This window comes from Shewanella algicola (genome assembly GCF_014648035.1).
Taxonomy (GTDB): Bacteria; Pseudomonadota; Gammaproteobacteria; order Enterobacterales; family Shewanellaceae; genus Shewanella; species Shewanella algicola.
The window spans coordinates 42,995-53,623 of record NZ_BMQI01000032.1; the positions used below are offsets into that span (position 1 = coordinate 42,995).

8 protein-coding genes are annotated in these 10,629 nt (G+C 44.9%); 2 read left to right on the plus strand and 6 right to left on the minus strand.

Annotation, left to right across the window (positions count from 1 at the left end; all coding sequences use genetic code 11):
• Positions 1-15 precede the first annotated feature (15 nt).
• From IEY42_RS14180 to IEY42_RS14205, 6 genes are all read right to left on the minus strand, one after another.
• Entirely contained in the window at positions 16-681 is a 666-nt protein-coding gene (locus IEY42_RS14180; protein WP_188925854.1) for an ATP-binding cassette domain-containing protein, read from the minus strand.
• Between the two features lie 8 nt (positions 682-689).
• Positions 690-2,342, minus strand: coding sequence for an ABC transporter permease (locus IEY42_RS14185; RefSeq protein ID WP_188925860.1), 1,653 nt, complete (start codon positions 2,340-2,342; stop codon positions 690-692).
• Positions 2,343-2,392: 50 nt separating this feature from the next.
• Positions 2,393-3,619, minus strand: a complete 1,227-nt coding sequence (locus IEY42_RS14190) for an ABC transporter substrate-binding protein (RefSeq protein ID WP_229780064.1) — start codon at positions 3,617-3,619, stop codon at positions 2,393-2,395.
• 52 nt (positions 3,620-3,671) lie between these two features.
• The gene (locus tag IEY42_RS14195) at positions 3,672-4,523 is read right to left on the minus strand and encodes a DUF547 domain-containing protein (RefSeq protein WP_188925856.1); all 852 of its coding nucleotides are present in this window, start codon (positions 4,521-4,523) and stop codon (positions 3,672-3,674) included.
• Positions 4,524-4,652: 129 nt separating this feature from the next.
• The gene (locus IEY42_RS14200) at positions 4,653-6,806 is read right to left on the minus strand and encodes a dihydrolipoyl dehydrogenase family protein (RefSeq protein ID WP_188925857.1); all 2,154 of its coding nucleotides are present in this window, start codon (positions 6,804-6,806) and stop codon (positions 4,653-4,655) included.
• 11 nt (positions 6,807-6,817) lie between these two features.
• Entirely contained in the window at positions 6,818-9,202 is a 2,385-nt protein-coding gene (locus IEY42_RS14205; RefSeq protein WP_373292853.1) for a TonB-dependent receptor, read from the minus strand.
• Positions 9,203-9,411: 209 nt separating this feature from the next.
• On the opposite strand from IEY42_RS14205, the gene IEY42_RS14210 reads away from it, so the two are divergent.
• A complete protein-coding gene (locus IEY42_RS14210; protein ID WP_188925858.1) occupies positions 9,412-9,825 on the plus strand; it encodes a hypothetical protein in 414 nt (137 codons plus the stop codon).
• A gap of 280 nt (positions 9,826-10,105) precedes the next feature.
• Positions 10,106-10,579 (plus strand): flagellar brake domain-containing protein, encoded by a 474-nt coding sequence (locus IEY42_RS14215; RefSeq protein ID WP_188925859.1) that lies wholly within the window; start codon positions 10,106-10,108, stop codon positions 10,577-10,579.
• Positions 10,580-10,629 lie beyond the last annotated feature (50 nt).

Here is a 10,629-nt window from a genome sequence, read left to right on the forward strand (position 1 = left end):
GTCACTATTCACACGCTAAAACAGCGAAATGATCTTGCCCTGCGCCGCCTCTGCATCGCTTTGATCATGGGTGACCATAATCGCTGGCAGCTTGTGCTGACGAATTTGCTCAAACACCAACTGCCGTGTTTCTTGGCGTAATTGGCTATCAAGCTTACTAAAAGGTTCATCAAATAAAATGGCTTTGGGCTGACTTAATAACACCCTCAGCAGTGCAACTCTAGCTTGTTGACCACCCGATAAGCTTTGTGGGCTGCGATGCTCTAAACCGGCTAATCCTACTTGAGATAATGCCTGGCTAATATCAGCTTGGCGTTGTGCTTTAGCTCCGGCTGGCATGGCAAAGCTAATATTACCTGCGACAGTGAGATGCGGGAACAGTAAAGGGTCTTGATATAATAAGCCAATACGACGCATGTGGCTGGCAGTGTCAGTGATGAGCTGTCCATTTAGATATAAATTGCCTTTGGCGCTGAATCCTTTAGGCAGCATTCCGGTGAGCCAATTTAACAGCGTCGATTTCCCGCTACCTGATGGCCCCATAATCGTCAGAATATCACCGCCCGCAATGGTTTCGTTTAAGGATAATAAAAGCTGTTGTTGCCGCTTTAGGCTTAACTGTTCAATCACCAACGAAGAAGTGTTTGAACTTGCCGCGGTTGTTTGATCGTGCGTTTGCATATGTGTCCTTATTCGCGGTGTGTTAACAGCATTTTAGGCAGTGCCCATGCGATTAGAAAACCCAGGGCTGGGAGCAGCATTTGTACTAATGCATAAACTGCACTAGTGCGTCGACTGGCGCCATTCGCTAAAGTTACAGCCTCAGTGGTAATGGTATTAATCCGCCCACCACCAGCTAATAATGTCGGTAAATATTGGCTAAAACTAATGGCTAAGCCTAGCGCTGCAGCTATAAAAATAGGTGCTAGCAACATTGGTAATTTTATTTGCCAAAATATTTTTGCCTGGCTGGCGCCTAAACTGGCGGCAACATAACTAAAGCGTGGATCTAAACGGCGGTAACTGCTTGCAAGAGACAAAAATACATAGGGCAATACAAAGAGTAAATGCGCTAGTACCACATTAATAAAGGTATGGTGACTGTTTACTTGCTCTAATACCCATACCAGGCCAAATAAAAACGCAATGCTGGGAATAAGCAAAGGTAAGTAAATGATCACACTGGTTAATCTTGAGGTGGTTTTACTGGTATGTTGCTCAGACTCTAACGTTAACAAGGTCAACACAATGGCTAATCCTGTAGCACAACCCCCGATTAACAGTGTATCGAGTAGCGGCGTGTGCATTTGTTGTAATGCCGATTGCCAGTGCTGACCAACAAACGTCTGAGGCAGTAGATCAGGATAAGCCCAAAAGCCGGCGAAAGACCATAACACCATACCAAGTAAGGCTAAGCCGATAATCGTTAACATCATCACGGTTATTACGTGTGTGATATTTTGCATGATGGCGCCGGCATATTCACGCTTACCATTAACCAGCATAGATTGAGACAGTTTTTTGATGAGCTTTTCTGCCAGCCACCAGCCAAGCAGTAAGAATAACGTCAGAGCTATTTGTACAATGGCGCCAGCGGAGGCTTTAATGCGCAAGCTTAAATCGACATCGTGAAACCATTGCATAATGGCCACGGCAAGCGTTGGTGGACTATTGGGGCCTAAAATTAACGGAATTTCGACACTGGCACTGGCATAGGCAAGTACCGCTAAAATCGGCAAACGTAAAAACGGATATAAGCTGGGTAAGACCACTTTGAAAAAAGCGGTCATCGGGCAATAGCCCAAGCTTAGTGCCACTCGATGCTGAGCCCGCAACGTATGGCCTAATTCAGGCTGAGCCAGCACACCTAGAGCCATCAATAATAAAAAAGGCAACTCTTTGAGGGTTAAGCCTAAAATAATACTTAGCCCCATCGCATCATGCGGGAAAAGCCAATCGGGTGGTGAATCCCAGCCACTTAACCAGGGTGACACCAGCCGTGAAAACATCCCAGACGGGGTAATTAAAAAGCCAATGGCAATCGCCGCTGCGGCATGCGGGATCACTAAAATTGGCCCTAACAAGCGTTGAATATAACCTAGCCAAGGGCTAGTAAAGTAACTGCCTAAAATCAATATAGTAATGACAAAAGCCAGTAAGGTACTGATAAAGCTGGTGGATACACTGAGCAGTGCCATATAGCCAATGCCGGGAGTTTGCCATAAATCAACAAAACCACTGACATTAAATTGAGTGTGTCCAAGTACCGGAAACCAGCCAAAAGCAGGTAGCACTACTGCAATTAAACCGCCCATTACAGGCAGCACGAGCAAAGCCATCATTAAATAGGGGCTACTGCGAACGAGTGTATTAAAACGGCTTTTTGCTGTTATCACCGCATCACTCCATAGCGCAGTAACCACTGCGCAGCGAGGACGTTTGTCCAGCTTGGGTGCGGTTCGCTTAATGCCGGACTGCTGTCTTGATTAACGATATTGGCACTTGGGTGTGACTCTGCAGGTGGGGAAAACCACGCCTGTTGAGCTGCAGGTAATTGCGATAAAGCAATCACACTGGTGTCGCCCCATACACTTGCTTGTTGCTTTTTTGCCTGAGCTTTTGGGCTGAGTAAAAAGTTAACCACCAATTTGGCGCTATTTGGGTGGGCGGCATTGTAAGTCATGGCGACAAAATGGATGTTGCTTAAACTGCCGTCACGCATGCGATAACTACGGGTGCTGTCTGGTAAATCAAAACGCGCGACAGCCGCGGGCACTTCGGCGGCCGAAAAGGTAAATGCCAGTGCTAGCTCGCCATCGCCCATTAATCGGCGCAGTGCTAAGCCGCTAGACATAAAATGTTGGCCTTTACGCCATAAGTTTGGATGCAAATCGTCTAAGTATTGCCAAAGTGGTGGCAATAATAATGCCTGGCTTTGAGCGCTAGCGGGTTGATAAAGCCTATTTTTAATGGTATCAGGCTGACTGTTGTTAAGGGCGATTAGCGCATATTTTAAAAAGCTCATGGCTAAAAAGTCAGGCGGCTTAGGATAACTAAATCGCCCCGGATGTTGTTTTGCCCATAAGCTTAATTGTTGCAGTGTTTGTGGTGGCGTTTGGGTCAATAAGCTGTCGTAGTAAAACGTCAGTGCCGCTTTGCCCCACGGCGCTTCCATGCCTTGAGTCGGTACACCAAAATCGCGGCCCATGGCAGGATTATTATCAGGGTCGGTTAAGGCAAAGTTGGGCAATTGCGTAACCCAGTTTGGCGCTAATAGTTGATGCTTTGCCATCGCGGCAAAGTTTTCGCCATTAATCCATACTAAATCGACTTTACCATTTTGATGGTTACTTGCTGATTTCTCAGCCAATACTCGGCTAACAGCTTCGCCTGTGTCGGTGAGTTTTACATGGTGTAATGTGATTTGGTATTGCTGCTTAACTTGCTCGGCAACCCACTGAATATAGCGATTGATTTGCGGATCGCCGCCCCAGGCATGAAAGTACACATCTTGGTTAACACCACGGGCTTCAATCTCTTCCCAGGCGGCAAGCTCATTGGTTTGTGCATAAGCCACACTCGTCCAAAGGCAAGCATATACACTGACACCCAATGCCATAGCCGCCACAATATGCTTTTTTATGTTACAGATTTTACTGGGGAACATTGACTTATCGAATCGCATTTAACGACCAGTTATAATCGAGAAAATCGATATCTAATTGCTGCTTATTCGCGGCATCTTGCTGAGCACCATTGAGTGTTAATGCGTTAGGGTAGAGTAATAAAAATGCCTCTACAGAATCCGCACCGGCAAAACCTTGAGTAAAGTCATCGCCATACCATTTAAAAATGGCAGACAAATAGACCGTATCGCCTTTGGCATAATTGCGGCTGCTGTCAGCTAAAAAGCGCTTGGTTTGGGCATCAAGTTGCTGCTCAAGCTTAGCGCCGGTATAGGCTTCTTCAAGCAGTGCTGGGCAACCGATGCTGGCACAATTTACCGCAAAATGAATTCTCGGGTCATTGTATCTGTCACTGCCGCGAATAAGTTTATGTTCAATATCATTGAGGCTGCGGGTTTTTCCAAGCAAAGGAATAAAGCTTTTGTCCCAGGGCGAGCTAAAAAATCCGCCGAGATCTTTTATCGATTCAATATCAGGATACTTGGTTAAGATAAGCTCCACGGTCCAGGCGTTATACGCATTGATGAGCATAGCCAATTGTGTTGATTTATCCCATGCATCAAATTGCGTCTGGCTGATGTTGCTCAGCTGCTTGAGATAACTTTGCAGTTGAGTGCGTTGCAGCTGCATTGCCGCATAATCTACCGCGCTACTGTTGCCATTATTAATCGGCTTTACGTGCTGACTCAACAGGGCTTGCCATTGTTGGTGTAAGGCCTGCTCAGTTGTTGCTGGGATTGCATCGGCAGCCACACTGATTTGACTGAATAGTAGTGTGCTAAAGAGTAGGGGCGCAATGACAACACTTGCGACAAATGCCTTGAATATTGTACTCATCTTATTTGGCTCTCTTACTGCAATTGGCATTATCTCTTACCCAGCAGTTGCTATTGATTCACGCTTGTTTCATTTAATGACTGGCAGTTAACCTAGGTTAACTGCCATCATTTTACGCCTTTTATAGAATTAACCACGGCGCCATGTGTGGTATTTCTCTAACCAACGCAGCACGGTTGCTGGTGCGTGATTACGTTTCCATTCGCCCGCAGCGTACTTGTTGCCTTCGGCCCACGTTGGGTAACTGTGGATGGTGCCTAAAATCTTATTCAGCCCTAGGCCGTGTTTCATCGCTAATACAAACTCAGCAATTAAGTCGCCAGCATGTTCTGACACGACAGTAACGCCTAGGATTTTGTCTTTGCCTTTTGGGGTGATGACTTTAATAAAACCGTCGGTGGCACTGTCGGTAATGGCGCGGTCAAGCTCGGCAAAATCAAAGCGCGTGACTTCATAGTCAATACCTTGTTGCTGTGCTTCGTATTCATTTATCCCTACACGCGCCACTTCTGGATCGATAAAGGTGGTCCATGGTATCACGCGGTAATCGACTTTAAACTTTTTCAAATGACCAAACAGTGCGTTGACTGCTGCGTACCAACCTTGATGCGCGGCCACATGAGTAAATTGATATGGGCCAACAATGTCGCCTGCGGCATAAATATTAGGGTATAGCGTTTCTAAATATTCATTGGTTTGAATGGTGCGATTGGTTTCAATGCCGAGTTCTTCTAAACCGTAACCGCTTAGACGTGCACTGCGACCGACAGCACATAATAACTGGTCGTATTCAATAGCTTGCTCCTGGTCTTGATGCTTAACGATAAGGTATTTTTTACCTTCGCGCAGTTCACAGCGCAGGGCCTGGTGCGAGGTTAAAATGTTAACGCCACTGTTACGTAATGCCTGGGTAGCAAACTCAGACACTTCAAGATCTTCTTTAATCATGATGCGCTCAGCCATTTCAACTTGAGTGACTTGTGAGCCTAAACGGGCAAAGCTTTGTGCAAGCTCAGAGCCAATTGGACCGCCGCCAAGTACCACTAATTTTTGTGGTGCAGCATCAAGTTTGGCAAACTCGTCCCATAAGGTGTCGCTGGTAACGTAACCGACTTCTTCAATACCCGGTAATGGCGGCACAAATGGGCGGGCACCGGTTGCAATTACAATGCTGCGCGCGGTTAGGCGAGTGGTGTTGCCGTCTGGGTAGGTAATTTCTACTGTCCATGGGTCAATTAACTTGCCGTAGCCTTTGACCACATCCACCCCTAAATTGGTGTAACGCTCAACACTGTCGTGCGGGGCAATATCGGCAACCACTTGATGTACACGTGCCATGACTTTTTTAAATGAAAACTCAGGAGTGCTGTCTTCTAAGCCGTAATGATGGGCATTACGTATTTGCTCGGCTATTTTGGCACTTTTAATAATCGCTTTGCTGGGCACGCAGCCATAGTTTAAGCAGTCGCCGCCCATTTCACCGGCTTCAATTAAGGTCACCTTGGCTTTTACTGCAGCGGCAATATAACTGGTCACAAGACCACCCGCGCCAGCGCCAATCACAATCATATTGCGGTCAAATTTAGCGGGTTTAGTCCAGTTGCTGTATACGCGACGTTTTTTAATCATATTGACAATGGCCTTAGCGATAAGCGGGAATAAGCCTAATAGTGCAAATGACACAATTAGGTTGAACGATAAAATGTTAGATAAGCTGTCGATTTGCGCTAATTGAGTCCCGGCATTGACGTACACAAAGGTGCCTAAAAACATACCGACTTGGCTTACCCAGTAGAAAGTCCAGGATTTAAATGCGGTAACGCCCATTAACATGTTAATTAAAAAGAACGGGAAAATAGGCACTAAACGTAGAGTGAATAGGTAAAAGCCGCCTTCTTTTTCAATACCGGCATCAATGGCTGCTAAACGCTCTGGAAAACGTTGTTTAATCGAGTCACGTAATAAATAACGCGACACTAAAAAGGCCAGTGTAGCCCCAATGCTCGAGGCAAATGAGGCTATTATTAAGCCTTCGACTATGCCAAATAACGCACCAGATGCGAGGGTTAATATCGCCGCACCAGGTAAGGACAATGCCGTGACAGCCACATACAGTGCAAAGAAGCCGCCGATGACTAATAATGGTGATTCTTGACGTAGCTGACTAAATTGCGCCATTGAGCCTTTTAGGCCATCAAGCGTGAGTAGTTGGTTCAAATCATAGTGGAAAAATAACCCCACCAGCGTTGCTGCAATAATAAGTAATACGATTTTTTTTAACATGTTTTATAGCCTTAAAATGAATGCTGCAATGTCAGGGTGGCATTAATAGGTAACTCTGGGTAAACCAGGGTAGAACCGAAATAACCGCCTTCAAAGACTGGGCGCCAATTTTTTTGGTTTGTGACGTTATTAACGTCAAGTCTTACACTGGTTTGTTCGCTAAAGTCATAGCGAGTATTGATATTGAGCGTGTATTGATCGCGAATATACACAGTCGCCAAATAGTCCAATGGATAACTCTTGGTATATAGACCGGAGAAACCGGCTTTCCATTTCTCAGTAATCGACATTCCGCCATTAATTGTGAACGTTTGTTCAGGCAAACCTTGTACACGGCTATTTGATGGCGCAAATGACGCAAAGTTTGGCGCGCCTATTCCAGTACCTGCAATGATATCTGGGCGTGAATTATCAAACGCATCGGCCACTTGAACCGTATCCTGGCTGCTGGCTGAATTATCATAGCGTGCATCTAAATAACTGTAGCCCGCACTAAACCAATATGGGTCGGCGTCATAAAAGGCTTGCGCCTCTAATCCTTTAGTACGAATACCTGTGTTGCTGCCATCACGATTTCGCAAACTGCGTTTTTGATCAAACACTGCCGCATCGACATACCAGGCGCTATCGCTTGGCGAATATTTAATGCCCACTTCAGTTAAGGTGTTTTCGGTGGCAAAGTTTTGGCTGCTAATTTGGTTATTGGCGCCTAACGTGGTGCCTCCCGCCATACTGTTTGACGTTGACTCATTATAACTGGCGCTAGCATAGGTAGTGATAAAGTCGCTGAGCTGATAACTAATACTGATCTGCCCCGATTCGAGCATTTCATTAATTGAATCACTGGCGGCGATTTGCCCTTGTGGCGCTAAAGCATCGCGAGCTTCAACATCATAAAAGTCAGCTCGATAGCCTATGCTGGTCGACAGTTTGTCGGTCCATTGGCTGTTGTGCTGAAGCGCTAGGCCGGTTTGCCAGCTGGTTGAGTCTGTGGTGTCAGATAATGAATAGTCGCCGCTGCCATTTCCATCAATGTCGTATTGTGCCCCAGGAGATACAAACACCCCTGGGCGCAACTCAACCAGCCTTGCTTGTTGTTCTGCAGTAAGTGGAATTCGGCGGTTTTCAATAGGGCCTGTTAAATCGATGGGTAAATCGGCTTCGGTGGTAAATTGGCTATAACCCAATACCTTGTTGTAGCGGATATCGGCAGCGACAATGGTGCTTTGGTCGTTGTTCCATTGATAGGCTAGCTCAACTCGGTTTTGTGCAGTGTCAGCGCCATCGATGATTTCAACAAAACTGTTTTGGGCAATTTCTTCACGTTCTAAGTGCTGATAGTAAGTGATATTTTTAAAAGTGGCTTTATCGCTTAATTCACGCACATAGGTACTGTGAACAATAAACGTTTGAGCGTTGTTGATGTTGTCTGGATCGGTCAGTACCTGGCTGCGATCTATTTTTACTAACCCGGTTGGCGACACAATGGCATTGGCGCCTGGTACGGAGCTGCCATTAGGTTGAACGCCTTGACCGGTAACATATAAGCCATCATCAATTAATGCTTGGGTCGGGCGGTTAATCCCGGCGTTGTCGGTAAAGTCGACATCATAATATTCGACATTGATGTCCCAGGTGCTGACATTGTCTGGCAACAGGCGAAATGCCACAAAAATACTGTCGCTTTGAAAACCAGAGTAATCATAGTAGCTGCCGTTATCGATGTGCTCGACACTTAAACGCACACCACTTTGGTCTGCAACAATATCGGTGGCAACATTTAATTGAGCACGGTAATGATCCCAACTGCCAGCTGAGGCGGTAAGTTCGGCAAACCTGTCATTAGTGGGTGCCACTTTAGAGTGCACATTAACAAAACCACCATTGCGTTGGCTGGTGCCTAACAACACCGGTGGCGCACCTTTTACTACATCAATTTGTTCTATGGCGTTAAACGACATTGGGATCCCAAAGCCATTATTACCCGCCTGGCGTCGCACACCATCTTGATATAACTCACCTAACTGACCGCGAATGGTCGGCAAGCTTGAGGCGCCAAAACCGCTGGCCGAGTAGCTATTGGGGCTGACTTTTTGAATATCTGATAAGTCGATAATATTAAGCTGTTCAATCATTTCGCTGGTAATAGGAGTGACCGAGCGGGCAATATCTTTAAGCGCAATACCATCACCAAAAGGGCCATCGACAGTGCTGTTTTTAGGTGACAAGCCTTTGTCGTTAATGACTTTGCCTGACACATGGATGACTTCAATCGCTGAAGTATCATCTGCGGCAATAGTTAACGAAGAGAATAAGGCTAAGCCAACAGCCACTGCTGTCATGGAACGGTTTGGATAACGATAAATAGACATAATATTTTCTGCTGTGATGAACATGGCCTAAAAGACCTAATGATTAACGAATTTATTACAACAATCTTATGCCAAATTTTGTTTATTTAGAACTTAATAGCATAAGTGATTGTGCAATATCATCTGAGTTTATTCGGTCCATTGGGGGCTGGTTAACTTTTGTCGTTAACACCAGTTTAGCCTATTAAAAGCTCAGCAGAATGAGTTTTATTTATATTTTTTAAGGAATTAAGATGCAAACAACACTTACTAGCAATGTTCAAAGTAAATTGCAATGGTCGTTATTGTCTTTACGCTTAGGCGTATTTTTAGTGATGCTCGTGTGGACATTGGATAAGTTTGTCAATCCTGGCCATAGCATGAAAATTTTTGAAAAGTTTTACGGAATAGGCGGGGTGAGTGAAGTCGCAGCGTACATTATGGGTGGTTTGCAATTGTTACTGGTGATTGCCTTTGTACTTGGGATTAAAAAACGTATCACATACGGAGTGATATTCTTAATGCATGGCGCGTCAACCTTATCGGCCTTTAATCAATATTTTGATGCATTTAATAACTTATTATTCTTTGCTGCATGGCCGATGTGGGCCGCGTGTTTTGCCTTGTACATGTTAAGAGATGAAGATACTAAATTTACGGTAAAATAACGATGTAACTATTCGTATTTCAGGCCAGCATTTGCTGCCTGATTTGTTTTAGGGTTATTTATCCCTCTGTCGGTGAGCGCGTTATTCTATTAAGATTGTTTACATCGCGTCATATTCCAATTGCTTTTGGCTAAAAGAGCCAAAATTCTTTTTCACAAAGACTGGCAGGCTCTAGGTACAACAATACGACATCTGTTATCTTTATGTTAATGATGATATTTTGGATCAATAAGTTGATGAAACAGAGCTCTATCACGTCCACTTACAGGGTGAAAGTTCTATGATAAAAACACCAGTGAGCGAGTTGCTTGACGATTTGCGCTTAATTGATATTGGCATGGAGTTGTTTGTTGAGATCCATTTTGCCAATGGTAAAAAAGTGCAATCTCGCTCGAGTTTGATTGGTTATCAAATCAATCGATTTCTTTTGATTGAATACCCCACCAAAGATTTTTCTGAAGCCTATCAGCATATGTTAGCCAATGCTGAGATTGTGGTGAGAGCGATGACTAACAGCGGCTTTAAAGACATTATTGCCTTTAAGACCTCGATTTTGTCGATGGTCAATCTTCCTGTTCGAATGCTGTGTTTGAGTGTGCCAAAATCTATCACTAAGAAAAAAGTCAGAGAACAGTTGCGAGTCGAAATTGAGCAAGATGTGTTTATTATGCATGACGATAATAAAGTCAACGCTAAAATGCTCGACTTTTCATTGACTGGCTGTTTTGTCACGCTGGCGCCTAAATCAACCTGAGCTTCGGATAAGAAATTAGCTCCCCAAAGGAACTAAATGCTCGTTCCTTG

What these genes read in the sequence shown, in the direction of transcription:
- IEY42_RS14180 (WP_188925854.1), bottom strand. Translation starts at nt 681, where the DNA reads ATGCAAACGCACGATCAAACAACCGCGGCAAGTTCAAACACTTCTTCG.
- IEY42_RS14185 (WP_188925860.1), bottom strand. Translation starts at nt 2,342, where the DNA reads ATGATGGCTTTGCTCGTGCTGCCTGTAATGGGCGGTTTAATTGCAGTA.
- IEY42_RS14190 (WP_229780064.1), bottom strand. Translation starts at nt 3,619, where the DNA reads ATGGCATTGGGTGTCAGTGTATATGCTTGCCTTTGGACGAGTGTGGCT.
- IEY42_RS14195 (WP_188925856.1), bottom strand. Translation starts at nt 4,523, where the DNA reads ATGAGTACAATATTCAAGGCATTTGTCGCAAGTGTTGTCATTGCGCCC.
- IEY42_RS14200 (WP_188925857.1), bottom strand. Translation starts at nt 6,806, where the DNA reads ATGTTAAAAAAAATCGTATTACTTATTATTGCAGCAACGCTGGTGGGG.
- IEY42_RS14205 (WP_373292853.1), bottom strand. Translation starts at nt 9,202, where the DNA reads ATGTTCATCACAGCAGAAAATATTATGTCTATTTATCGTTATCCAAAC.
- IEY42_RS14210 (WP_188925858.1), top strand. Translation starts at nt 9,412, where the DNA reads ATGCAAACAACACTTACTAGCAATGTTCAAAGTAAATTGCAATGGTCG.
- IEY42_RS14215 (WP_188925859.1), top strand. Translation starts at nt 10,106, where the DNA reads ATGATAAAAACACCAGTGAGCGAGTTGCTTGACGATTTGCGCTTAATT.